This window comes from Pantoea sp. K16 (genome assembly GCF_048452805.1).
GTDB lineage: Bacteria > Pseudomonadota > Gammaproteobacteria > Enterobacterales > Enterobacteriaceae > Pantoea > Pantoea agglomerans.
In genome coordinates, this window is the sequence record NZ_JBLWNV010000001.1 from 416,107 (window position 1) to 440,731 (window position 24,625).

The following is a 24,625-nucleotide window of genomic DNA, read 5'->3' on the forward strand; positions in this document are numbered from 1 at the left end:
AAAGAGTGAAGATAGCGTTGATTGTGCTGGCCGCCGGGCTGAGTCGCCGTTTTCGCCAGCAGGCGGGTGAGCATAAGCTGCTGGCCGATCTGAATGGCAAACCGGTGCTGCAACGCACGCTGGAGCAGGCCGTTGCCAGTGGTCTTGACCTGTTTGTGGTCACGCGCCCGGACGCCGCTGCACTTAAGGCGCTCTGCTCGCAGGCTACCCTGGTGCTGTGTGACAGCGGCGGGCTGGGCGAATCGATCGCCGCAGGTGTCAAAGCCAGCCGTGACTATGACGGCTGGCTGATTGCGCTGGGCGATATGCCGTTTGTCACGCCTGAAAGTTACCGCGCCGTCAGCGCCGCGCTGGCGGACGCGCCGATCGTCAGGCCGTGGATTGACGGCAGGCCGGGCCATCCGGTGGGCTTTCAGCACCACTGCTACCCGATGCTGAGCACGCTACAGGGCGATGCCGGGCCGCAGGCAGCGGTGAAGTCACTCGCCGTTCGGCTGCCGCTTCAGGATCGCGGCTGTTTGTGTGATATCGATCTCCCTGCTGATCTGCAGTTAATAAAGGAATTTTCATGATTACGCTGGATCAACGTGTGATTAATGCGGCACTGAGCAGCTGCCAGGCGGGTCAGCAGGTCTGGCTCTGCACGGTGCTGCGCACCTATGGATCTTCGCCGCGCGCGCCTGGCACCCTGATGACGGTCAACGAAACGGGTGCTTACTGCGGATCGCTGTCGGGCAGCTGCATTGAAGAGGACTTTCTGGCGCAACTGGCGGCAGGAGCCTATCGCGCCAGCAGTCAGCGGGTGCGGTACGGTGAAGGCGGAATGCGTCCTGACGTCAGCCTGCCGTGCGGCGGCAGCCTGGAGATCGTCATTGAGTTTCTGCCGCCCGATGATGCCACGCTGGCGCTGCTGACGGCCATGCAGCGCGCGCTGAGCGGACAGCAGCCGATGGTGAAAATGATACGACCCGGCGAACGTGCGCAGTGGGAAGTGCTCGCCCCTGACAGGGTGTTGCCTGCGCTGGATGCCAGTGAACAGCAGATGTTACTGCCGGTTGGTGCGATACCGGAACTGCTGATCGCGGGCTACTCGACTGTGGCATATGAGTGCATCCGGCTCGGGCAGATGCTGGGATTTCACGTGCGGGTCTGTGAGCACCGACCGGAGATGCTGACGGAGCTGGAGAGCCACTTCAGCGCTGCGGACAACGTGACGCTGGTGTCACAGCATCCGGCGCGCTGGCTGGAGCTGAACGGCGCGCATGCAGCGGTGGCGATTGTGGCACTGACCCACGATCCCCGCATTGATGACCTGACGATGATGGAGGCGATCGCGACACCCGCGTTCTATATCGGCATCATGGGCTCGGCGAAAAACAGCGAGAAACGACGGACGCGACTGCAACAGATCGCCGGCATGGATCGTGCCGAACTGGACCGCATCCATGCGCCCATCGGCCTGCCTATCGGCAGCAAAACCCCGGCGGAGATTGCGCTGTCGGTGATGGCCGATATCGTCCGGGTGAAAAATCGCGGGTTTTCAGCCGCCTGATCCCGGCGTCGCCTCCGGTGCGAGCCGATAGAGGTAGCTGCCCGAATAGGGGATCGGCAGGAAATCACGGAATAGCTGCCGCAATGTCTGTTCAGGATCGACATCGCGGAACAGTTGCGGGTAGAACGTGGTGGCGAAGAACTCTGTCGCTACCACGTGCCACGGACTGAGGTAAAAGTTGTGCCAGATTGCCCCGGCATGACCGTCCCGCAATGCCGTCAGCTGCTTCAGCGCATTCTGCTGACCGGTCAGCGCCAGCAGGCTCTGCCGGGTCTGCGCTGTTGTGACGGCGGGGCCGAGTTTTAAGGCTCCCGCTTCATCGGCGCTGCCGGTGCCGGTGGCGAAGTAAAAGTCTGGCTGTGCCGCAATCACACTCTCCTCACTCAGCCGTCCGAACACGCCTTTGATCTGCTGACTGGCGATGTTTTCGCCCCCGGCAAAGCGCAGCAGCTCACCCAGGTTGCCATTCACCGACGTCACGCAGCATTCACTGCGCCGCCCGAGATGCAGCTGCAAAAGAACTTTAGGTTTAGCTCCGTGATAGTCCGCCAGTCGGCTCTCAATGCGCTGCATGTGGCTGCGGTAAAAGCGATTGAAGTCAGCAGCCCGCTGGGGCTGATTCAGCACCTCGCCCAGCAGGGTCATGCTGCGCTCGGTATTTTTCAGCAGCTCAACCCGCAGATCGATCTTCACCACCGGGATATGCGCCGCGCTGAGCATCTTCTCCAGCACTGCTCCGCTTTCACTGCCGCGCGCCAGCTGCGGCAGGATCACCAGGTCCGGTTTCAGTGCAATCACCTGTTCGGGATTCATGTCATTGACGCCATCCAGACCCAGTACCGGAATTTCCTCCATCTGCGGAAACTTACTGGCAAAAATCTGCCAGGTCTGGGGATCAAACTTTTTCAGATCCTGTGGCCAGCCAGCGATATGCTGCAGCGGATTGCCGGGCGTCAGCAGCGCGACGCTGTAGAGCATCCGGCTTTCACCCAGCACAATACGCTGCGGATGGTCGGGTATCTCTACTTCGCGGCCGGTGATGTCGGTCAGCGTGCGGGCGTGTGCGCCAGCGCTGGCCAGTATCACGCTCAGCATTAATAACGCACAGCGCAGCGATTTAAAATTCAACACGGGCCTGTACCATCAGATTGCGGGTTTCACCTTCACGGACGCGCAGGTTGCCGCCGCTTGAACTGTAATAGTGCTGGTTAAACAGGTTATTGATGTTCAGACGCAGCTGCGTTTTTTCACCGAACAGGCGGTTGTTCCATGCCACAAAACTGTCTGCCACCACATAGTCGGGCAGGGTGAAACTGTTATCGGGATCGCCCGCACGGCTGCCGACATAGCGTGCGCCTCCGCCGAGCCGGAACGAGCCGGGCAGGCTGCTGATCTGCATCTCATGGCTGAGATAGAGCGCACCGGCATGACGCGGCGCATTCTGCAGACGATTACCATTGTTATCCGGATTAACCCGGTCATTTACGATCTCTGCCTGATCATAGCTGTAGTTCGCGCTCAAATCCCAGCCGGGTGCAATTTCGCCGTTCAGCTCAAACTCAGCGCCGGTCGATCGGGCTTTATCAATGGCACGCGTGCTGCCATTAATATTCAGCGACATCGCTTTTTCGTCTATCCGATAGAGCGCGACGGTGGCGAACAGTTTCGGCGAGAGTTGCCATTTACTGCCAACTTCCCAGATGGTGCCCTGTTCCGGTTTGCCGACATTGCCATCATCATCCACGTCGGTTGACGGGGTGAACGACTTACTGACGCTAGTGTAGAAAGAGAGATCAGGTGTGAATTTGTAGATCACCCCCGCCTGCGGCAGAAACTTATTACCCTCATCATTCAGGGTTTCCACCTGCGGATTAAAGCCGCGCGAGGCGCGCTGTTCATAATGCTGATAACGACCGCCCAGCACCACAATCCAGTCGGGTGACAGAGAAATGCTGTCTTTGGCGTAGAGTGACCGGCTATGAATGCGGTTGAGGTTATTGGCGGCTGCGCTATTTTCCGTGCTGGCGTCCGTGACCGGTGACAGCAAGTCATATTCAGGCGTGAAATAGTTGAACTGGCGGTTGACCTTGCCCTGATACTGATGGGCACGATAAGTCTGGTTCATCTCATAGTCGGTGCCCACCACCAGCGCGTGCTGCATACCCAGAATTTCGGGATTACCCAGCAGATCCCAGCTCAGATATTTGGTTTTGTGGTTAAACCCGCGATTGGCATCGGCGCGACGTGTGACCACGCCGCTGCTGGCGTTCACCGCCGTCACGCGCACTTCATTGTTGTCATAGCGCCGCTGGTTCCAGCCCAGGGTTAACCGGGTGCGCCACTCATCATTAAACTGCCAGTCATAATGAGCATTCAGGGTTTTGTTATGGCCCCAGGCGTGATTGGCTTTGTCATCCAGCCGATCTTTATAACCGATGTCGATCGGCTTGCCGTCGATAAAGGCCGTGCCGCGATCGTAGGGAATGTCATAGCGGTAGTCGGCATAGCTGATCAGAAAACTTGCCTGCTCGCCATACCATTGCAGAGAGGGTGCCAGCAGTGTGTGCTCTTCACTGCCAAAGTTGCGCCAGTAATCCTGATTCTGCTTTTCGGCGATCAGCCGGAAGGCGAAGCCGTTGCCCAGCGGGCCGGTGACATCCAGCGTGCCCGCACCGCCACCTTCACTGGCGTAACGTCCGCTGACGCTGGAGTGCCAGCTGTATTGCGGCTTTTTGCTGACCACATTGATAATGCCGCCCGGATTCTGAATGCCATACAGCAGCGAGGAGGAGCCTTTCAGCACCTCAACCCGCTCGGTCGTGGCATCGAAATTCAATCCCTGACTGCTGCGAATGCCATCCCGGTAGATGGAGCCATCGGCGTTGCTGCCAAATCCGCGTCGTACAAAGCCATCTTCGGTGCCAGCCAGCGTGTTTGCTTCGGTCACACCGCTGACGAAGCGCATCGCATCCGCCAGTGAGCTTGCCTGGTAATCGTCCAGTTGCTGCTGCGTCACCACGCTGACCGACTGCGCCTCATCAAGCCGCGCGGTCGGCATTTTACTGGCGACGCTACTCTGAGTGGCGCTGTAATTTCCCTCTGAACTGGCATCCGCGGTCACGGTCATATCCGGGGCGCTGTCGGTTGCTGCATTGACCTGTGGCAGCATAATGCTGCTGCAGATCGCCACGACCAGAGCGGGGTGCCGGGCCGGATATCGTGAGTCTTTGTTTTTCATTTTTCTTTTCGTATCTGAAGCAAAGGACCTGACGACTGACAATCTGTCTGTCTTGCAGGTCTACCCTGGAGGTGTTCTGCAATATGCAGCGTTTAAACAGAGGAGATCAGTATCAGGCCTTCAAGGTCATTATGCCGGCCGGACGACAACCTTTCTCATCTGTAATTGAGAATCATTCAAACATCCGCTATTGTAGTAGTAAACATAATTTGAATAGAATTGGCTACATTATTGCCGTGTCGTTTATCGCTGCAAAAAGATTGGCTGGAATTTTTAGCCTATTGAAAATAATGAATATATTTTTATATGAAGGTGAGGGGGTTGGTTAAATCCACATCTTCTTCAGGTGAAATATAAAACAGCATGACGTTTTTACTACATCTCCCGGCCCTTAAACTCTCTATTTAGCCAGACCAGCGATGAGCCTTTTAACACGTTAACCCCAATTGCAGGTGCAGCATGAAACAGAGCAGGCCCGTTAAAAACAGAGTGGATGTGGTGGCAGAACGTCTTCGCGCCCGTGAAAAGCAGCTTTCACCCCGCCTGCTGGCGGTGGCGCGCTATATCGATCAACAGCGGGAAACGGTGCTGGAGAGCACCGCGATGGAGATCGCTGTGGCGAATCACACCTCTGATGCCACTGTAATCCGCGCGATTCAGGCGCTGGGCTTTAGCGGACTGCGTGACCTCAAACAGACACTAAAGGCCTGGTTTGGTCCTTCGCTGACCTCTGAAGATAAGATGATCACCACCGTCAGCGAGGTGACCAGTGATGTGAACAGCGCCATCGACTTTGTGCTGGAGGGCCACCGGCACGCCTGTGAGGTGCTGTCGCAGCCGCAGAATCGGGTGGCGGTAGCGGATAGCGTGGCGCTGCTGGGCGAAGCGCGGCAGGTCGCTATTTTTGGCATCAACGCCTCAGGTATTCTGGCGGACTACAGCGTGCGGCTGCTCAACCGTATCGGTCTGCCCGCCTTTTCCCTTAACCGTGCAGGAATTGCGCTGGCAGAGCAGATGCTGGCGCTACAGCGTGGCGACGTGCTGATCATGATGGCGCAACAGTCGGCGCACCGGGAAGGGACAACCGTGGTGCGTGAAGCGAAGCGGCTGGATATTCCGATTATTTTGCTGACCAACGCCACCGACTCCTTTTTCGCCCGCGAGGCGGATGTCGTAATCAATGTGCCGCGCGGCGGCGAGAAGGGACGCATTCCCCTGCACGGCACGATTATGGTCTGTCTGGAGATGCTGATCCTGTCCGTTGCCTCAACGCTGCCACAGCGTACCGTTAAGACGATGAAACGGTTACAGGATCTTAATCGCGGCCTGAAGCCCGCCAGCAAAAAGTAGCCAGTGTAACGACGCCGTGGTGGGTTCCCGGTATTTCACCTGAACCAGCACGGCTGATCTTTAAGTCAAATTTCTCCGCTTTGCGAGCGCGATCCCGTATTTTCTGCCACCCCTTTCCTCAGCCGTCTACGCTTACAGCTTGCTGCGCCAGCCGGTGCGGTTCTTACTCATACTGACTTTCATTTGATTTGTGCGGAGCTGCTGATGAAACCCCTTCACGCGCAATACCTTTTCTGCTGTGCCACCCTGAGCCTGCTGTCGCCGCTGCCTGCGATGGCCTGGAGCGACCTCACCGTCTTTGGCGATAGCCTGAGTGATGGCGGGAACGTCGGGCGCTTTACCTATGATGGCGCGACCCATCCGCTCTATGACGAGATCGTAGCGCAGTCGCTGGGTGATAACCTGCGCCCTTCATCGCAGGGCGGAAGCAACTATGCCGAAGGTGGCGCAGTTGCGGTACCTGCAATTAATCCCCTGTTTAACACTCAGGATCAGCTTGATAACTACCTTGCGGCGCGAGGCGGACGAGCTGATCCGGACGGTCTCTATATTCACTGGATTGGCGGCAATGATTTAGCGGCGGCGGCTCTTGCCCCTCTCGCTGCCCGGCAGATAGTGGATAACAGCGCCAGTGCAGCGGCCTCACAGGTCAGCCGGTTGCTGGATGCCGGAGCCGGAACGGTGATTGTACCGACGGTACCTAATGTAGGGGCAACGCCCGCCCTGCTGCAGGCGATTCTGCAGGTGCCTGGTCCAGCGGCACAACCTGCCACGGCGGCGCTGTTTCAGTCGCTGAGCACCACCACTACGCCTGACCGTGCCGCAAGAGAGCAGGCGATTGAAACCGCGCTTGGCGAGGCGGCCGGACAAATCTCTTCAATTCCGCTGATCCGGGATGCCATTGCACAGCAGCTGATTGCCGCCTGGCAGTTACTGAGTCAGGAGGCGGCGGCCCTCACCGACCGTTACAACCAGGCTGAAGAGCAGGGGCTGGTGACCGCACGCGGGAACATCGCACGAGTGGATATCAATGGCCTGTTTAATGAGGTGATCGCTAATCCGGGCCTGTATGGACTCACGAATACGGCCGGAATGGCCTGTCCGCCAGGTGTCTCGGCGATGGACTGCACCTCCTCGACGACAGGATTTTCGCAGTCACAGCAGTATCTGTTTGCAGACAGACTGCATCCCAGCCCGGCGGTCCATGCGCTGATCGCCGATTACATTCAGTCGGTGCTGAATGCGCCGCTGCAGGTAGCTGCACTGAGTCAGGCGCCGTCGATGCTGGTGGGCGATGCGCGCAATACGCTGGATGGACATCTGCAGCAGCAGCGTCAGCAGCCCGCCAGTGCTGGCGAGTTTACTGTTTTCGGCGGTTATGCCGGGCAGCAGCGTGATTTCCGCGGCGACAGCCTGCAGGATGGCGATGCGACCAGCGCCAGCGGCACCGTGGGTGTGGGCTATCAGCTGACCGATTACTGGCAGGCCGGTGCCATGCTCTCTACGACCTCGCAACGTCAGGATCCCTCGTCGCGCTTTGATTACCGTTTACGCGGCAATCTGGTGGCACTCTGGAGTCAGTTGAATTATCTCGATCGGGGATGGATTAATGCGGACGCCCATTATGCCGATCTCGACTTTGATGATATTGAGCGTCAGATCAGGCTGGGACCGGCGACCCGCACGGAAAAGGGCAACAGCAACGGTAAGGTGCTGGGAATGCGGCTGCAGACCGGCTGGGATTTGCCGCTGGGTAGCTATGTTTCTACTGGCCCGGTGGCCAGCTATGCGCTCGACTACACCCAGGTCGATGGCTATAAAGAGGAGGGCAACAGCAGCACCTCAATGCGCTTTGGCGACCAGACGCTGCACTCTCAAATCGGCGCAGTGGGCTGGCGTATCGACAGCAAAGATTTGCTGATCAATCCCTGGGCGCAGGTCAGCTACAACCACCAGTTTGGTGACAGCGATTCGGCGGTGACCGCCGGACTGAAATCGACCCGCACCGCCTTTACCCGCAGCAGCGATTCCAGTGATGATAACTGGATCGATATGGCGGTGGGTGCGAGCGTGCCGCTTGGCACCTCGGTGAATGCCTTTGCGGGCGTCTCGGCGGTCACAGGCAACAGCGACATGCATCAGGTGACATGGAACGTCGGGCTTAACGCCCGCTTTTAACCGATCTGCTTTGCGGAGTGAAAAGCCCTGCAGACGTTGTCCGTCGCTCTCATAATGATAGCGGCGGGCGACGTTGCAGCAGATCTGAGCGTTCATCACACCCCGGATGCAGTCGGGTATAACTCTCTTCTGTGGCGTACCTTTTTCACGCTTCGATCAAAGCCTGCGCCTCCAGTTCGCGGACCCGCGGTATCACTTCGCGGCCAAAGAATTCGACCTCTTCATGAAAGTGCAGAAATGCCAGCAGCAGCAGATCCACACCGGCCTGCTTCAGTTCGATAATGCGTTCAGCAATCTGCTGCGGTGTGCCAATCAGATTGGTTTTAAAGCCGTCGTTGTACTGCACCAGATCCTCAAACGACGATTTCGCCCAGTTCCCCTCTCCTTCGGGTGAGGCACTGCCAGCATTTTTGACCTCATGCTGAAAGCCTTTTACCGCATCCGGGTTGGCTTTGCTGATGATCTCATGAAGCACCGCCTGCGCCTGCTGTTCGCTCTCGCGGGCAATCACAAAACCGTTCAGCCCGATTCTGACCTGATGCTGATGACGTCCGGCTTTTTCACGGATATCCGCGACCTGCAGACGGACACCGTCCGGGGTATTACCGTTGGTAAAATACCAGTCTGACACCCTGGCGGCCATGTCGCGCGCCGCGCGTGAACTGCCACCCTGGAAAATTTCCGGGAGCGGTGACAACGGCTTGGGTTTCATCACGTAATCGCGGAAGCGATAAAAATCGCCGGCAAAGCTAAAACTCTCTTCACGCCAGATGCCGCGCAGGCAGCGAATAAACTCTTCTGAACGCAGATAGCGCTCTTCATGATCGAGCCAGGGTTGACCAATTGCCTTGAACTCGCCCCGGAACCAGCCGCTGACAATATTAACGGCGATGCGTGGACCATAAAGATGGCTGATAGTGGCAATCTGCTTTGCCGCCAATACCGGATTCCACGGGCCGGGAAGCAGAGCGGCAATCACTTTTAATTTCGAGGTGTGACTAAGTAAATCCTGCGAGAATGTGACCGATTCATGCTGATTATCTGCGCCATATCCTGCAGTAAAGCGAATCTGCGTCAGCGCGTAATCAAAACCCGCCTGTTCAGCGATCTGCGCCAGTTTGCGGTTGTATTCGGCATCCCAGCGGGTACGCTGCTCTATCTGACTGATCACCAGTCCGCCCGAGACATTCGGCACCCAGTAGGCGAACTGTAAAGATTGGTTCAGTGACATGGTTTTCTCCTGGCATATAGCTGGATTAATGGAACAGTTAAATCTTCCAAACTTTCAGATATAAAAGAAAAGACCAAGCAGTAACCATGCCAGAGATTAAATAATTGAAGTTAAAGGATTAAAATCCAGTTTTGCATAAGCGAGCTGTTGCAAATGCAGCAACACAGAAACAGCACGGTTGCTGATGCAGCAGCGCTTCATGACCGCGCGTAACTGCGGCGAGGCCAGGGGCACTGAACCCGGCGGTATTCGCAGATAGCCGCAAAGCGATGTGATAACGTAGCGGTTCTGTTGCAGAGCCGGAGGGCACTATGATTGTCAGACAGGCATCGCCCGAAGAGGCGCACCATTTATGGAACATCAGAAATCTGGCCATCCGTCATGGCTGCCAGCATGCTTATCCACCCGACGTGCTCGCCGCCTGGACGCCGGACCGCATGCCCGCCAGCTTTCCTGCAATGATCCGCATGAATCCCTTCTTCGTGATTGATGGCCCGGACGGCGTGCCGGTTGCTACCGGATCGCTGGACCTTGCCGCCGCCAGCGTGGAAGCCATTTTTACCCTGCCCGGATTTACCGGACAGGGAATGGCTGGGCTGATCATCGACACCATCAAAGCGGAGGCGCTGCAGCGTGGCTACCACCGGTTGACGCTCGCGTCGACGCCGAACGCCGTGGGCTTTTACCAGCAGCATGGCTTCCGGCCGCTGGGCGAAAGTTTCTATCCGTCAAAGCTGGCGGGCAGCGATTTGCGCTGTACTGAGATGGCGATTGATCTGTGAATGCCCGCCGCCGTCAGGCTGGCGAAGCAGGGCAAAAGTTTCCGGTGCAAAGACTTCGCAAGCCCCCGCCGGTAAGGTATAGTCCGCGTTTTTTGGAGGAATCATGCTGACTGACTCATCAACTCGTCTTAATAAATACATCAGCGAGAGCGGCATCTGCTCCCGTCGTGACGCCGATCGTTACATCGAGCAGGGCAACGTTTTCATTAACGGCAAACGCGCCACTGTAGGCGCGCAGGTATTTGCAGGCGATGTGGTGAAGGTCAATGGTCAGCTTATCGAGCCGCGCGATCAAGACGATCTGGTGCTGATTGCCCTGAATAAGCCGGTGGGGATTATCACCACCATGGAAGAGGGCGAGCGCGATAACATCAGCGATTTCGTCAATCACAGCAAGCGCGTCTTCCCGATTGGCCGACTCGACAAAGATTCTCAGGGCCTGATTTTCCTTACCAACCACGGTGATCTGGTCAACAAGATCCTGCGGGCCGGTAACAACCACGAAAAAGAGTATGTCGTTACGGTCGACAAGCCGATCACCGATGAGTTTATTGCCGGAATGAGCGCAGGCGTGCCGATGCTGGGCACGGTGACCAAAAAGTGCAAAGTGAAGAAAGAAGCGCCGTTTGTCTTTCGCATCACGCTGGTCCAGGGGCTGAATCGCCAGATCCGCCGTATGTGTAAGCATTTTGGCTTTGAAGTGACGAAGCTTGAGCGCACCCGCATCATGAACGTCAATCTCAAGGGATTGCCGCTGGGGGAGTGGCGCGATCTCACTGACGACGAACTCGTTGAGCTGTTTAAACTGCTGGAGAACTCCTCTTCAGAAGATAAACCTGCGAAGAAAGCTAAAGCCCCGGCGAAACCGGCCGCCGCCAAAAAACCGCAGAAGAGTGCGGCGAAACCCGCTGAAAAAGCGGATGCTAACGGTGCCTCACGCAAGCGCTTTGTCCAGCCGGGACGTAAGAAGAAAGGGCGCTAATAATGGCCCGATGCAGAGAGCGACTTTCCTGCTCTCTGCATCGGTATTCAACGGATCATCACGGAATGATCCGGGCCGCCCGGAAGCGGGCAAACAGATCGCAGAACATCTTATCCGTTGCGCGATAACCGTGGAATCCCGCCCGCCGCAGTTTGCTGCCGTCGCCAAACATGTCGTAATCCCAGCCAAAAACAAAATCAGCGAAGACACCATCACTGAGCGCAAGAATGTCGGGCTGGAGCAGCGCGTCGGCAGCGGCGATTTCCCGCCACAGCGTACGATAATCCTGAAATAGTTGCCGGAACGACAGCGAAACCGGCGGCGCGATCTCCAGTTCAAACCACGCTGCAATGACCGGCCACAGTTCACTCCAGCGCCAGAGATCGCCATTGTTGATATTAAACGCCTGATTGCGTGCGTCAGAAGTGCGTGCGGCCCAGATCGTCGCGTCGGCCAGCATAGTGGCATCGGTAAAATCGACCATACTGTGCCAGGTTTCCGGCGAACCGGGAAAGCGTAAGGGCAGCCGCGCCGCGCGACAGATTGAAGCGTACAGCGCCAGACTCAGCGCCAGGTTCATGCTGTTGCCCGGCCTGTCACTGCCGACCACACCGGGCCGCAGCGCACTCCAGTGCCAGGCTTTACCTTGCTGTTGTGCGCTCAGCCAGTTCAGCTGCGCGGCGTTAAACTCAGCACCCGGTACGCCAGGATCGCTTTCCCGCGCCGGCGTTTTAAAGCGTCCGAGATGGGCGCCATACACCTTGTATCCCTGCATCAGACTGACATGCTCAAGTGGGGCGACATCCTCCATGGTCTGAACCAGATTCTGCAGCATGGCAAGATTCGGCCCGACCATGGTTGCCCAGTCAGAAGCGTTCAGCCAGGCGCTGTAAAAGATATGCGTGACGTCGGTGAGTGATGCCAGCCGTTGCTGGCACTGCTGGCTATCGCGCAGATCAACCGCAATCACCTCTGTGCCGCTGACTGCATAGTCTGACCGATGCGTCAGTGCTTTGACCTGCCAGTGGTCTGCTACCAGTGCCTGACTCAGTTGCTGACCGACAATCCCGCTGGCACCCGCCACCAGCGCAACCTTCTTATCCTGCGTCGTTTTCATGATCATTGCCCTGTTAAGAGAGAAGCTGCATTCTCACCTGCGTTTATTTCTGATTAAATCCCCTGAACCGGATGTCACTTATCAGGAAAATCAATAAATGCAGAACAAACTGAATGCGATTCAGACCTTCATCCGGGTTGCTGAAGCGGGATCTTTTTCGGCGGCGGCCCGGCAAAACGGCATGAAGCAGTCGGCGGTAAGCCAGCAGATTGCCGCGCTTGAAGAGGCGCTGGGGGTTGTGTTGCTGCACCGCACCACACGCAAAATGGCGCTGACGGAGCAGGGTCAGCATTATCTGCAGCAGGTCAGGCAGCTGCTCAGCGCGATGGAAGAGCTGGAGCACCAACTACGGCCTGAGTCGCAGCCTCTTCACGGCAAACTCTATATGCAACTACCGAGCGGCATCGGGCAGCGGCTTATGCCGTATCTGATTGCATTCCAGCAGGCGCATCCCGCACTGCGTCTGAATATTGCGCTGGAGGATCGCCTGTCGGATCTCATTGGTGAAGGTGTTGATGTGGCAATCCGCCTCAGCGAATCGCCGCCCGCCACACTGGCTGCCCGTTCACTCACCACGGTTGAAACCGTGCTGGTGGCTTCCCCTGAGTGGATCGCGCGAAACGGCACGCCGCAAGCCCCCAGTGACCTGCAGCACCATCCCCACATACGTTTTAGCGGCGTGTCGCCCGATGCGCCGCTGCAGCTGGTGTCCGCGACCACGAGGGTGTCTGTGCCGGTAGAAAGTGCTTTTCGCTCTAACAACAGTGATGCAATGATGCAGGCCCTTGAAGCGGGGCTGGGGATCGGTGCGTTACAAACACTTATCGGCGCAGACGCGCTGGCATCCGGCCTACTGGTGCGGGTTTTACCGGACTGGCGGCTTCCCGACCGCTATCTTTATGCAGTTTTCCCCGATGCCCGCTTTATCCCGGATAAAGTGCGGAAGCTGGTCACGCTGTTAAGTGAGGTGCTGGTGGGGTTGCAGGGAACAGGGCAGGGCGAGACCTAACGCCCAGGCTGTTTTACTGATCCGCATGGTGCAGCAGAACCCGGAAACACTGAAGACGCTCGCGAAGCTCTGACAGGCCAGCCCGTAAGGCTGGCATCCTGTTTCATTATCGATGCCTCCGCTTTCCCCTCTCTGACGAATTTAAAACGCTAACCCCTCTCCCCAATCCGATAGTCCGTTTCATGCCTCCGGCCAGATTTTAATGGGGGTCACATTCAGACCAACGACACTTTTCACCCTGATCAGGGCGTGGCAGGATAAGCGCAATCTATCAAGGAGTGTGCCTGATGTTACTGAAAGGTATGAACGATCCGCTGCTGAAAGCGTATCAGCATCCCAAATCACGGATGATGATCAGTCGTTTCAGGGGGCTGGCGGGGGATCGAAGACTCAGTGACTGGCAGGCGTTTTGTATTCTGGTCACCGGCTTTACCAATTACTGGTATGTGCATGCAGGTCACTACACCATTAATGTCACACTGACTAAAACCCGCCAGTTCGACTTCCTGCAGGACTTTCTGCATTTCACGGTTACGCTTGATGGGTTAATTGGTGATGAACATTTTCGTAGTCCGGACTTTGTGCTGCCCCATTACGATGTGCCCTACGAATTCTGCCGCTGGCGTAACAAGCGCGGCTATGATGCGTTAACCACATATATCAGTAAGCAGGGTGTGAAATCCCATAAAGGGATATTTGTCGCCTCTGAAGGGGCTTCCCCGGAAGAGCAGGTGATGAAATGGGAAGGTGTGGTCAACGTCTATGACAAAACCTTTTTTAGCGTGACTAACTTCAGCACCACCCAGGAATTTCTGATCAAAGACATCAGTAGATCCATACAGGAAGGATTACTGAAGCACCTGAGTTTTTACCGCGATCTGTTTCACTATATCTTCCCCTCACCGGCGGAGGCGCGGTTGCAGGCGCGCGATGACAGGCGCTATCTGGCTAAAAGATAGCGCCCGGGCATCTTCAGATCAGGTCAATGGGTTCAGCCGGGTCTGCTTAAACGTTGCAAACCCGGTAGTCAGCTGATCTCTCAGCGGGATTTACCACTTCATCTCGCCGGTATTGACTTTGGCGCTGAGTTCCAGTGAAGCCGGTTCTGCCAGTTTCGGCCAGGCGGCTTTCATGGCGGTAATCACCTGCGCTGAGGTTTTATGTTGCGCCAGCGCCGCCTCAAAACTCTTCAGATAATTCAGGGTGAAATCCACCGCCTGTGAACCGGCCGGCCGGGCACCGAGATAGTGACCCGGAATCACGTTCTTCACGTTCAGCGTCTGCATTTCGGTCAGGATATGACGCCATTCAGCGCGGCTCTGAACGGTCTGAGTGTCAGCCGTCCAGACATGAATGCCCGAGGAGAGGGCGGTACCGCCCAGAATGGTGCTCGCAGAGGGGATCCAGATATAAGCGGCGTATTGCTCCGGATGACGCAGCTCCAGCACCTCGCCGTCGACGCTAAAGCGGGTCTGATGGGTCACTTCAGGCACAAACACCTTATCCGGCGCGCCCTGCTTCATCTGTGGACCCCAGTATTTCAGCTTGGCGTCATGCGTCTGCTGGATATGCTTCACCACCGCCGGCGCGGCAACCACCTTCACGTCCGGCCAGGCTTTAACAATTGGCTCCAGACCAAAGTAGAAATCGGGATCGCCAGAAGTGATCACAATTTCCTTTAACGTTTTTCCACTCTTTTTAATCATCTCTGCCAGTTTTTCACCGTCCTGGGTGCTGAACTGGGCATCAAACAGAATCGCTTCGGTTGGCCCACTAACCAGCGTTGAGGAGACGGCAAAGATGCCCTTTTCCTGCGGATTATAGGTTTGCAGTTGCAGGGTGGCCGCGCTGGTGGAGGCCGAGGCCAGCACCAGCATCACAGGTAACAGCGTAGTTTTCATTGAGGATCCTCAGAGATAAATGCCCGACTCAGGCAGGCGTAACGGGCGATGTTCAGTATCAGTGGCGCTATTCTACGCATCTGGCTATCTGTTAGAATTCCCGCAATCAGAGATGCTGAGTTTCATAATCCGAACAGGTGGAGTGGATGGACAGAGTCACGGCGGCAGCCGTTTTCAACCGGATATGTGAACTGGGCAGCCTGAGTGCCGCCTCACGATCGCTCGGGATATCCCGACCGATGGTCAGCCGTTATCTGGAGGAGATGGAAAAGTGGGCGGGAACGCGTCTGCTGCATCGCTCTTCGCGCCAGCTGACCCTTACGCCTGCCGGAGAGGCGATCCTGCAAAAAACCCGTCAGCTGGCCCTGATCTCAGAGGCGATCCAGCAGGAAACTACTCAGGGCGTCCCGGCCGGAACGCTTCGCATCGCCTGCGCCCACTTTACGGCTCTTCATCTTGTCGGCCCGGTGATCCCCGATTTTCTGGCGCGTTATCCGGCACTGCGCATTGAGCTGGAAATTAACCATCAGCCAGTAAGCCTGATTGGTGAGCGCATCGATCTCGCTATCCGCATCACCGACTCGCCAGAGCCGGGGGCGATCGCGCGCCGTCTCGGCGAATGCCACTCGGTACTCTGTGCCTCACCTGAGTATCTTAAGGCGCGGGGTAACCCGGAAACCCCGGACGATCTGGCTCAGCATAACTGCCTCTACTACAGTCGCTTTGCCGGACAGAGCTGGCATTTTACGGCGGCTGGCGGGGAGAAAATCGCGGTTGCCGTCAGAGGAAATTTCAGTGCGGGTATCTCTTCACTGTTGTGTGACGCGGCGATAGCGCATTGCGGGATAGCGATGGTGCCTGAGCAGGAGGCTCGCCACGCACTGGAAGCAGGGAAGCTGGTAAAATTACTGCCCGATTATGAGCCGCAACGTATTGGCATATGGGGGCTTTACCTGTCGCGTGAGCACCAGTCTGCCGCACTGCGGCTAATGCTGGATGAGCTGCAAAGCAGAATCCAGAACGGGTGATCAGAGGGGCGAGTAACCGATCAAAATGGAACCTTACTATGAGTGATAATCAAACCCATTACTGGAACCCTATGGTGCCAGAACTGACCGTCACTGACTTTACCGCTTCGCTGCATTTTTACACCGTGGTGCTGGGTTTCAGTGTGAGAATTCAGCGCCAGCAGCCTGATTTTGCTTACCTCTGCTATGGAGAGGTGCAATTGATGATTGAGCAGTTCCATCCGCAGGGCTGGAACATAGCCGATCTGCGCTGGCCGCTGGGGCGGGGTATTAATTTTCAGATTGAAGTCGATGATGTTCAGGCTGTGCTGACGCGTTTGCAGCAGCATGGCGTTCCGCTCTTTCGGGCGCTTCGGGACAACCACTATGACACCGGTGAGACCACCGCCTGTCAGCGGGAGTTTCTGGTGCAGGACCCCGATGGTTATCTGCTGCGTTTCAGCCAGTATCTGGAATAAGCTGAACGTGTTTTGGCAATATTAATCAGCAGGAGAATGGCTTGAGTAAAATAGACATTCTCTTCGGATATTTTATATTGACTGTTCAATCATGATCAACGGAAGCCTTTAATAGCAGCGTAGTAAAGTCATCTAAAGCGCGAAGAGTTACCTGCTGTTTACCACCGTCACATTAATCATGACCTTTTCCACTAACGGAAGGCGCTATGCATAGCGTGTTAACTATTGCAAAGCGTCATTAAGTCACAGGCAGCCGTGATTTGCTGCTACAAGGCCATAATAAAAAATGAATGTAAGAAAGAAAATTTATCCAGCGATGGTCTACACTCTCGTTAGCTGGCTGGATTAGGATTATTCTTAACAAAAGTTTTTTAAGGGATTTCATTGGGCTAAGCGTTCGTACATTTACATTTATTCGTTCACTCAGCACTTAATCTTTGGGAATGTGAGCCGATAACAGGTGATACATACTCAGGAGGACGCACAATGAAATCTTTTTTATCTGTCTGCATTAGCACGTTGCTGATTGCCCTGGCCGGACCGGTTATTGCGGATTCAAATTCAGGCATGCTCACCTTCAGCGGAGCCATTACTAATGGTTCATGTAATATGAATGTCGGACAAAATCCTGTCGTGTTTGACTGTTTTGATCCCGCCAGTGGTAAGGCTGTGGCCACTACTGCTGACCTGATGAATCCTGAATCGCTGACCAAATTACCTCTGGAAGTAAAAATGCACTGGTTTAATCCTGAAAAGAGCAAAGGGATACTTTACGTTACCTATCTTTAATGCTTCTCTTGAGGTTTTATTCTGAACGACAGTGCAATGCCTTAGCAGCAACGGTGACATGGAACCTAAAGATATAAACCCATAGCCAATACAGGGTTTATCATTAAGTCACCAAGAGTCAGTGAAGTATCTTTTTTGAAATTTTTAAGTCAGCATCGGGGAATTCATTTACCGGATTGATCATCAGATAGTGTGCGCATCTTATTAAACCCCTGCATAATTGAGGGTTAACACGCGTTGCATCTGTTGATATGCAGAAAAAACCCACCTTTGCTGTCAAAGGTGGGTTTAATTTATAAAAAGCTTGCGTGAAGATCAGTAAGAGTCAGAAGAGCGCTGAGTAAAATATTTCGTGCTCTGACGCTTCTCCTTTTTACGACGCAGCACCAGGCTGGTGGTAATAATCAGCAGCGTCAAACCGCCGGTTGCCAGTAATTCAGCCTGATGTTTCGCATCAAACAACATGATTATCAGCACCGTGACGATAAACAGGATAGTGACCCACGTCAGGCCAGGAAATAACCACATCCGGTAACTCAGGACTTCACCCGCTTTCTCGCGCTTTTTACGCAGCACCAGGTGGGACGCAGCGATCACCAGATAGACCAGCAGTGCAATCGCTCCCGACGTGGCCAGTAAAAATTCAAACACCACGCTGGGCGCCAGATAATTGGCGATCACCGCCAGAAATGCAGCCGCGGTAGAGAGCAGCACAGCAATCCACGGCGTGCCGCTGCGATTGGTGCGTGAGGCAGCCGCCGGTGCATCTTTGCGGCGTGACAGGGAGTAGAGCATGCGCGATGAGGTATAAAGCGCAGAGTTAAGACAACTGCACACCGCCATCAGCACCACCAGATCGACAATCAGTCGGGCGTGCGGGATGTTCATCGCCTGTAACACCGTCTGCCATGAACCCTGTTCAACCAGTCCTGGCGCATTCCACGGCACCAGCGCCACCACAAAGAAAATCGACAGCAGATAGAACAGCGCAATACGCCAGATGACGGAGTTAGTCGCCTGAGTAATCTGCTTGCCGGGATTCTTCGACTCTGCGGCGGCAATCGTGACAATTTCTGTGCCCATAAATGAGAACATGGTGGTCAGGATGGCAGCCACTACCGCGCCGATACCATTCGGCATAAATCCGTGAGTGTCATAGAGATGCGACAGGCCGCTGGTATTGCTGTCAGGCAGCAGACCAAACACTGCCGCACCTGCCACACCCAGGAACAGGATGATGGCAACGACCTTGATCAATGCAAACCAGAACTCAAACTCACCATAATTTTTCACGCTGAGCAGATTAGTAATGGTCAGCAACAGGGTGATAGCAAACGTGAACTGCCAGATGGCGACATCGGGGAACCAGGCATGAAGAATGGTTCCCGCAGCGTTGGCTTCCAGCGGGATCACCAGCACCCAGAACCACCAGTAGAGCCAGCCGATGGTAAATCCGGCCCAGCGTCCCAGCGCTTTATCGGCGTAGGTTGAGAACGAACCTGAATCGGGTGAGGCGACGGCCATCTCGGCCAGCATCCGCATAATCAGGACCACCAGCGCACCGGCAGCGGCATAAGAGATCAACACCGCGGGGCCCGCTTCAGAAATAGCATGGCCGGAGCCAACAAATAGCCCGGCGCCAATCACGCCCGCAATTGAGAGCATACGCACGTGGCGCGGTTTCAGGTTTTGAGCCAGCGAATCTGCATTCGCACTCTGAGTCATCGTCATGTAAACGTCTCCTGTCGACGTCCGGCCTGGATGGCCGGACGAACGGGGATGAACTTGCGTTAACGCATCAGCGAAATCAGGCCGGGACGACGGGATGTCCGGCGGGTGCGACACAGTGATCGATCACCGTGGAGAGAATGGTCAGCGCCTGGCTGAACTGCGCATCCGGAATGGTGAGCGGGTAGAGGAAGCGGATGACGTTGCCTTTGGCACCGCAGGTCAGCAGCAGCAAGCCCTGTTCCATCGCCATCTTCTGAACCGCCTGCGCGGTGCTGGCCTGATAGAACTCCATCGCCACCATCGAACCCAGCGCACGCACTTCAGCAATGTCCGGATGTTTGCGTTGATGTTCCTGGAGTTCTGCTTCAAGCCGGGCACCGAGATCAACGGCGCGCTGGCAGAGCTGCTCCTCTTCAATTACATCCAGCACCGCATGGGCCGAGGCGATAGCCAGCGGGTTTCCGGCATAGGTTCCGCCCAGCCCACCTGGTGCAGGTGCATCCATCACCTCTGCACGACCGGCGACCGCGGAGAGCGGCATCCCGCCTGCCAGGCTTTTCGCCATGGTGATGATATCGGCCTTCACCGGGTAGTGTTCCATGGCAAACAGCCTGCCAGTACGGGCAAATCCACTCTGGACTTCATCCGCAATCAGCAGAATGCCGTGACGGTCAGCCAGCTCCCGCAACTGCACCATAAACTCTGCAGGTGCCGCATGGAATCCACCTTCGCCCTGCACTGGCTCCAGCACGATCGCGGCGACGTCATGAGGCGCAATGTCCTGCGTAAAAATTTCTTCAAGGCTGGTCAGTGCCGCCTCGATGCTGATCCCCTGAACCGCGCTGGGATAGCGTGCATGGAAGACTGACGGCGGCATCGGGCCGAAATCTCGCTTGTAAGGCGCCACTTTTCCGGTCATCGCCATGGTCATAAAGGTGCGGCCATGGAATGCGTTACCAAAGGTGATGATGCCGTGGCGGCGGGTATAGGCACGCGCCACTTTTACGGCATTTTCTACCGCTTCCGCCCCGGTGGTGAAAAAGGCCGTTTTCGCCGCACCGGCGATGGGAACCCGCTGATTAATACGCTCGGCCAGTGCGATGTAGCTTTCGTAAGGGGTGATCTGGAAAGCCGTATGGGTAAACTTTGTTAATTGATCGGCAATCGCCTGTTCAATGCGTGGATGGCGGTGGCCGGTGTTCAGTACCGCGATGCCGCCCGCGAAGTCGATCCAGCTATTACCCTCCTGATCCCATAAGGTGGCGTTCTCTGCCCGGGCAACGTACCAGTCGCACAGCGTACCGATACCTTTGGGGAGAGCCTGTGCTTTGCGCTGCTGCAACAGGTTATTTTTTTCGCTCATTTATTCCACCTCGTTAATATGCGTGTTTACAATTCCCGACAAACACGTTTATTTATGCCTGAGGCGTGGTGAGTTGCCAGAGCCAATTGTCAGAGGAAAGGTGGAGCCAATTGCGACTCTTATACGCAGATCATCTATTAGCGCGGTTACAGTTTTTAAGAACTGGCTCATTACATCAGCGGCTGCTGAACTGCATGCAGGCCGCGATCGCTGAAGAGGTGTTTCCGCGCGGAAGCCGTTTACCGCCAACCCGCGATCTGGCGCGCGAACTGGGCGTGTCGCGAAACACGGTTATGCATGTTTATGAGAGCCTGATGGCGCAGGGCTATGTCACCGCGCGGACCGGCAGCGGCACCTGGATTGCAGAGACGCTGCCGGAAAACTCTCTGCAGAGTGATGCAATTGCTGACCTTCAGGCGGTAAAGGCGCAACGACCGGCGACGCTGTCGAAGCGTGGCGCCAGTCTGCTGGGGCACGCGACAGCATCGCCTTACCAGTGGGGCGCGTTTGTCCCCGGTGCGCCCGATGTGACCGAATTCCCCCATAAGCTGTTTAGTCAGATTCAGGCGCGTCTGAATCGCGAACCTGACGTTCACCGCCTGGTCTACAGCAGCGGCGGTGGCTGTCCCGATCTGCGCCATGCGCTGGTGGATTATCTGCGGGTGGCACGCTCAGTGCGGGCCGATGCTGACCAGATCCTGATCACCGAAGGGGTTCATCAGGCGGTTGATCTGGTGACGCGGGTGTTGTGCGATCCTGGCGATCGGGTCTGGATGGAGGAGCCAGGCTACTGGGGAACGCGCAATCTGCTGCGCATGAATGGCCTGAAGATTCGGGCGATGCCCGTGGATGAGCAGGGACTGGTGCCGGACAGCGGCCCGCCACCCAGGATGGTGTTTGTGACGCCCTCTCATCAATATCCGCTGGGTGTGCATCTAAGCCTGGCCCGTCGTCAGGCATTGCTCACCCTTGCACGTCGCCATCAGAGCTGGATTGTGGAAGATGACTACGACAGCGAATTTCGTTTTTCCGGCCAGCCTCATCCCTCACTGCAGGGACTTGAAGCGGATGCGCCGGTCATTTACATGGGAACGTTCAGCAAAACGCTCTATCCCGCGCTGCGCATTGGCTACATGGTGGTGCCGAAACCGCTGGCACAGCCGTTGCGCATCGCCGCGGCAGAGCTCTATCGCGGCGGACATCTGCTGATTCAGCGTGCGCTGGCGGAGTTTATCCGGCTGGGCCATTACATGGAGCATATCCGCCGGATGCGCCTGCTTTACCGCCAGCGGCGGCAGTTTCTCTGCAGGCTGATCGAGCGCTATCTGGGGCCAGCCTTTTTACCGGCATTCAATCATGAAGCGGGACTGCATCTGGTGATCCCGCTGCCAGCAGGCGCGGATGACGTGGCGATAGCCGCGGAGGCGCTAAAGCGCGGCGTCAAAGTACGGCCACTTTCGCAATATTATATGCACCCTCAGGAGGCGCGCGGATTGCTGCTGGGTTACGCCTGCGTCAATGAGCGGCAGTGTCAGGATGCGTTTGGCACACTTAAAGCCTGTCTTGCGTCCGCCGGAATGGTATTCACTCCGCAGCGCTAGCGGGTTCAGGGGTGCTTTTTTTGAAGGAGGGCGGTTTTACTGCCGCCTCTGTGCTAACGCATTGACATTTAATCAGAGTCACCGAGAATACTCCTCTTTGCGCCCCGACCAGACAATACTGGAGTCTATCATCGCCTTTAAACCCTTTACTGCACCGGCCCGTGCGGCTATTAAGCGAGGCGCCGCGCTGGCTGCCGCGTTGTTGCTGGTCAGTTGCGCATCCGAGCCGCCGAAATCGCTGGTCACACCTTTTCCGCCCGTGACGAAACAGCCGTTACCGACGCCCGGCAAGCCAGCACAACCTCATGCGCAGGAACCGATGCGGGGCGTCTGGTTAGCCACGGTTTCACGTCTTGACTGGCCGCCGGTTGCCTCGGTGAATGGCACCAATCCGGCGCAGCGTATCCGCCAGCAGCAGCAATCGCTGATCGACAAGCTGGATAAGCTGAAAAGCCTGGGCATCAACACGGTGTTTTTTCAGGTGAAGCCTGATGCCACGGCGCTCTGGCCCTCAAAAATCCTCCCCTGGTCAGATATGCTGACAGGAAAAATTGGTGAAGATCCGGGCTATGATCCGCTGCAGTTTATGCTGGATGAGGCGCATAAGCGCGGTATCAAAGTCCATGCCTGGTTCAACCCTTACCGGGTGTCGGTAAACACTAAATCATCTACCGTCAGTGAACTGAACCGCACGCTGTCACTGCACCCGGCCAGCGTTTTTGTGCTGCATCGCGACTGGATCCGCACTGCAGGCGATCGCTATGTACTCGATCCGGGTATCCCTGAGGCGCGTGACTGGATCACCAGTATTGTGGCTGAGGTGGTGGCGCGTTATCCCATCGACGGTGTGCAGTTCGATGACTACTTCTATGCGGAATCTGCCGGTTCACTGCTCAACGATAATCAGACCTTCAGCCGCTACGGTCAGGGGTTTGCCAGCAAAGCGGACTGGCGGCGTCACAATACTCAGCAGCTGATTGAGCAGGTGTCACGTACCATCAAACAACTGAAGCCGGACGTGGAGTTTGGTGTCAGCCCGGCGGGCGTCTGGCGTAATCTGTCGCATGATCCTGCCGGTTCCGATACCCGCGGAGCGGCGGCGTATGATGAAGCTTTTGCCGATACCCGCCGCTGGGTGCAGCAGGGCTTGCTGGATTACATTGCACCTCAGCTCTACTGGCCTTTTTCCCGTCAGGCGGCCCGATACGATGTGCTGGCAAACTGGTGGGCAGAGGTCGTGAAACCGACTAAAACCCGGCTCTACATCGGCCTTGCTCTCTATAAAGTGGGCGAGCCGTCAAAAGTTGAGCCTGACTGGACACAGCAGGGCGGCGTACCGGAGCTGAAAAAGCAGCTCGACCTTAATGAATCGAACCCCAATATTGATGGCACGATTCTGTTCAGAGAGAACTATCTGAATCAGCCGCAGACTCAGCAAGCAGTAAGCTATCTTAAAGGCCGCTGGGGAGGCTGAGAAACGCCGCGACAGCATGACCAGTGCGGTTAAGTTTTTCCTTGTGACTTACTGCTATTCTTGCGCTTTATATGGGAGGAACCATGAGCGAACTGATTGATATTTTTACAAGTCACAAAAGTGAACGCAGTTTCACTGAGCAACCTGTCGATGAAGCTGTGCTGGATCGGATTATCAGTACCGCTTATCGCGCACCTACATCAGTAAACTCGCAGCAGGTTTCTGTGGTGATCACGCGTGATGCCGGCCGTCGCGCACAGATCGCCGCCATTGCAGGCGGTCAGCCGTGGATTGCCAAAGCACCGGTGTTTATCACCTTTGTGCTGGATATGCATAAATCAGCAGTGGGAATGGCCGCTGTCGATCAGCAGCAGATCGCCCATCAGAGCATTGAGAGTATCGTGTCGGGTTCTACCGATATCGGTATCGCGCTGGGGTCGGTAATGGCGGCTGCGCGTGCCGAAGGTCTGGGAATTGTGCCAATTGGCGGTATCCGTCGCGACCCACAGGCGATGATTTCACTGCTGGAGCTGCCGCCGCTGACCTTCCCGGTGGCGGGTGTGGTAATCGGTCACGTAGACGAACCGGCTCATCAGAAACCACGTCTGCCTCTGGCGACGTTCCGCCATGATGAGATTTACCAGACGCAGGGTCTGGAGCAGCAGATTGCAACCTACAACGATGAGATGGTTCAGCACTGGAAGACGATTGGTCGTAATGACGGTGAGAGCTGGAGCGAAAGCGTCAGCGGTTACTATAAAAACATCTACTTCCCGAATGTACTGCCAGCACTGCTGAAGCAGGGTTTTGGCACAGATAAATAGTTCGCTCTCGTTATTGA

General features: G+C 56.1%; 21 protein-coding genes and 1 pseudogene. 15 read left to right on the plus strand and 7 right to left on the minus strand.

The window, feature by feature from the left end; translation table 11 throughout:
- The first annotated feature begins 5 nt into the window (after window positions 1–5).
- Window positions 6–572 carry a nucleotidyltransferase family protein gene (locus ACK13D_RS02005; protein WP_418795541.1) on the plus strand — a complete coding sequence of 189 codons (567 nt, stop codon included), beginning with the start codon at window positions 6–8 and terminating at the stop codon, window positions 570–572.
- A complete protein-coding gene (locus ACK13D_RS02010) occupies window positions 569–1,552 on the plus strand; it encodes an XdhC family protein (protein WP_418795542.1) in 984 nt (327 codons plus the stop codon). Before ACK13D_RS02005 ends, ACK13D_RS02010 begins: the two co-directional genes overlap by 4 nt.
- Here the strand turns inward: ACK13D_RS02010 and ACK13D_RS02015 are convergent.
- Window positions 1,541–2,647, minus strand: a complete 1,107-nt coding sequence (locus ACK13D_RS02015) for an ABC transporter substrate-binding protein (RefSeq protein WP_418795624.1) — start codon at window positions 2,645–2,647, stop codon at window positions 1,541–1,543. The genes ACK13D_RS02010 and ACK13D_RS02015 overlap by 12 nt on opposite strands.
- A 22-nt stretch (window positions 2,648–2,669) precedes the next feature.
- The gene (locus ACK13D_RS02020) at window positions 2,670–4,790 is read right to left on the minus strand and encodes a TonB-dependent siderophore receptor (RefSeq protein ID WP_418795543.1); all 2,121 of its coding nucleotides are present in this window, start codon (window positions 4,788–4,790) and stop codon (window positions 2,670–2,672) included.
- A gap of 459 nt (window positions 4,791–5,249) precedes the next feature.
- Between ACK13D_RS02020 and ACK13D_RS02025 the strand changes: the two genes are divergently transcribed.
- The gene (locus ACK13D_RS02025) at window positions 5,250–6,140 is read left to right on the plus strand and encodes a MurR/RpiR family transcriptional regulator (RefSeq protein ID WP_010670553.1); all 891 of its coding nucleotides are present in this window, start codon (window positions 5,250–5,252) and stop codon (window positions 6,138–6,140) included.
- Between the two features lie 204 nt (window positions 6,141–6,344).
- On the plus strand, window positions 6,345–8,318 hold the full coding sequence (locus tag ACK13D_RS02030) for an autotransporter outer membrane beta-barrel domain-containing protein (RefSeq protein WP_418795545.1): 1,974 nt from the start codon (window positions 6,345–6,347) through the stop codon (window positions 8,316–8,318).
- Window positions 8,319–8,463: 145 nt separating this feature from the next.
- Here the strand turns inward: ACK13D_RS02030 and sfnG are convergent, their stop codons facing one another.
- Window positions 8,464–9,549: a dimethylsulfone monooxygenase SfnG gene (gene sfnG / locus ACK13D_RS02035; protein WP_418795547.1), complete on the minus strand. Its 1,086-nt coding sequence runs from the start codon at window positions 9,547–9,549 to the stop codon at window positions 8,464–8,466.
- 311 nt (window positions 9,550–9,860) lie between these two features.
- Here sfnG and ACK13D_RS02040 point away from each other — a divergent pair, with 311 nt between their 5' ends.
- Together ACK13D_RS02040 and rluF are read left to right on the plus strand one after the other, a co-directional pair.
- Entirely contained in the window at window positions 9,861–10,331 is a 471-nt protein-coding gene (locus ACK13D_RS02040) for a GNAT family N-acetyltransferase (protein ID WP_033760746.1), read from the plus strand.
- 103 nt (window positions 10,332–10,434) lie between these two features.
- Window positions 10,435–11,313, plus strand: coding sequence for a 23S rRNA pseudouridine(2604) synthase RluF (rluF, locus tag ACK13D_RS02045; RefSeq protein ID WP_418795548.1), 879 nt, complete (start codon window positions 10,435–10,437; stop codon window positions 11,311–11,313).
- A gap of 58 nt (window positions 11,314–11,371) precedes the next feature.
- Here the strand turns inward: rluF and ACK13D_RS02050 are convergent, their stop codons facing one another.
- A complete protein-coding gene (locus ACK13D_RS02050) occupies window positions 11,372–12,430 on the minus strand; it encodes an SDR family oxidoreductase (RefSeq protein WP_187511203.1) in 1,059 nt (352 codons plus the stop codon).
- Between the two features lie 97 nt (window positions 12,431–12,527).
- On the opposite strand from ACK13D_RS02050, the gene ACK13D_RS02055 reads away from it, so the two are divergent.
- The 3 genes and pseudogenes from ACK13D_RS02055 to ACK13D_RS02065 all read left to right on the plus strand — a co-directional run bounded on the left by ACK13D_RS02055 (window position 12,528) and on the right by ACK13D_RS02065 (window position 14,398).
- Window positions 12,528–13,439: a LysR family transcriptional regulator gene (locus ACK13D_RS02055; RefSeq protein ID WP_418795550.1), complete on the plus strand. Its 912-nt coding sequence runs from the start codon at window positions 12,528–12,530 to the stop codon at window positions 13,437–13,439.
- Window positions 13,417–13,512 (plus strand): annotated as a pseudogene (locus tag ACK13D_RS02060) (transcriptional regulator); the annotation flags it as partial. The gene ACK13D_RS02055 and the pseudogene ACK13D_RS02060, both read left to right, overlap by 23 nt.
- Window positions 13,513–13,726: 214 nt before the next feature.
- Entirely contained in the window at window positions 13,727–14,398 is a 672-nt protein-coding gene (locus tag ACK13D_RS02065; RefSeq protein WP_033760716.1) for a hypothetical protein, read from the plus strand.
- A 90-nt stretch (window positions 14,399–14,488) separates the two neighbouring features.
- Here ACK13D_RS02065 and ACK13D_RS02070 read toward each other — a convergent pair whose 3' ends face one another.
- On the minus strand, window positions 14,489–15,340 hold the full coding sequence (locus ACK13D_RS02070) for a Vmh family MBL fold metallo-hydrolase (RefSeq protein ID WP_418795552.1): 852 nt from the start codon (window positions 15,338–15,340) through the stop codon (window positions 14,489–14,491).
- 146 nt (window positions 15,341–15,486) lie between these two features.
- Between ACK13D_RS02070 and ACK13D_RS02075 the strand changes: the two genes are divergently transcribed.
- From ACK13D_RS02075 to ACK13D_RS02085, 3 genes are all read left to right on the plus strand, one after another.
- A complete protein-coding gene (locus ACK13D_RS02075; RefSeq protein ID WP_418795554.1) occupies window positions 15,487–16,368 on the plus strand; it encodes a LysR family transcriptional regulator in 882 nt (293 codons plus the stop codon).
- Window positions 16,369–16,406: 38 nt separating this feature from the next.
- Window positions 16,407–16,826, plus strand: coding sequence for a bleomycin resistance protein (locus ACK13D_RS02080; RefSeq protein ID WP_033768821.1), 420 nt, complete (start codon window positions 16,407–16,409; stop codon window positions 16,824–16,826).
- Window positions 16,827–17,312: 486 nt separating this feature from the next.
- Window positions 17,313–17,615: a hypothetical protein gene (locus ACK13D_RS02085; RefSeq protein WP_033773527.1), complete on the plus strand. Its 303-nt coding sequence runs from the start codon at window positions 17,313–17,315 to the stop codon at window positions 17,613–17,615.
- A gap of 315 nt (window positions 17,616–17,930) precedes the next feature.
- Here ACK13D_RS02085 and gabP read toward each other — a convergent pair whose 3' ends face one another.
- Together gabP and gabT are read right to left on the minus strand one after the other, a co-directional pair.
- Window positions 17,931–19,346, minus strand: a complete 1,416-nt coding sequence (gene gabP, locus ACK13D_RS02090) for a GABA permease (RefSeq protein WP_033773526.1) — start codon at window positions 19,344–19,346, stop codon at window positions 17,931–17,933.
- A gap of 76 nt (window positions 19,347–19,422) precedes the next feature.
- Window positions 19,423–20,709, minus strand: coding sequence for a 4-aminobutyrate--2-oxoglutarate transaminase (gene gabT / locus ACK13D_RS02095; RefSeq protein WP_089414728.1), 1,287 nt, complete (start codon window positions 20,707–20,709; stop codon window positions 19,423–19,425).
- 110 nt (window positions 20,710–20,819) lie between these two features.
- Between gabT and pdxR the strand changes: the two genes are divergently transcribed.
- The 3 genes from pdxR (at window position 20,820) to ACK13D_RS02110 (ending at window position 24,608) form a co-directional block, all read left to right on the plus strand.
- Window positions 20,820–22,310 carry a MocR-like pyridoxine biosynthesis transcription factor PdxR gene (gene pdxR / locus ACK13D_RS02100; RefSeq protein ID WP_287061086.1) on the plus strand — a complete coding sequence of 497 codons (1,491 nt, stop codon included), beginning with the start codon at window positions 20,820–20,822 and terminating at the stop codon, window positions 22,308–22,310.
- 97 nt (window positions 22,311–22,407) lie between these two features.
- The gene (locus ACK13D_RS02105) at window positions 22,408–23,784 is read left to right on the plus strand and encodes a glycoside hydrolase family 10 protein (protein WP_154210172.1); all 1,377 of its coding nucleotides are present in this window, start codon (window positions 22,408–22,410) and stop codon (window positions 23,782–23,784) included.
- Window positions 23,785–23,867: 83 nt separating this feature from the next.
- The gene (locus ACK13D_RS02110) at window positions 23,868–24,608 is read left to right on the plus strand and encodes a nitroreductase family protein (RefSeq protein WP_010246958.1); all 741 of its coding nucleotides are present in this window, start codon (window positions 23,868–23,870) and stop codon (window positions 24,606–24,608) included.
- Window positions 24,609–24,625: the final 17 nt, after the last annotated feature.